The sequence below is a fragment of the Bradyrhizobium cosmicum genome (assembly GCF_032290525.1).
Lineage (GTDB): Bacteria > Pseudomonadota > Alphaproteobacteria > Rhizobiales > Xanthobacteraceae > Bradyrhizobium > Bradyrhizobium cosmicum_A.
In genome coordinates, this window is sequence record NZ_JASXTA010000506.1 from 1 (window position 1) to 244 (window position 244).

Below are 244 nucleotides of genomic sequence, written 5' to 3' on the forward strand. Positions count from 1 at the left end.
CTACAACGGGATGACCTTGCCGGTGGCACCCACCCTGATGGTGGAGTTCGAGGGAACGGCCGCCGATGTGGCCGCCCAGTTCGCACAGTTCCGCACCCTGGCGGAGACCTATGCGGCCACACTGGCCGACGAGGCCACCGAGGTGGAGGAATCCACACGGATCTGGCAGGCCCGCCATGATGCGCTGCCGGCGTCGTTGTCTCTGGTTCCCGGCTCCAGCCCGATGATCTCGGATGTCTGCGTG

1 protein-coding gene is annotated in these 244 nt (G+C 66.4%); it reads left to right on the forward strand.

All coding sequences use genetic code 11. From position 1 onward, the window contains the following. Positions 1–244 (forward strand): FAD-linked oxidase C-terminal domain-containing protein (locus QSV46_RS40730; protein WP_314964413.1); only part of this gene is annotated, 244 nt, incomplete at both ends.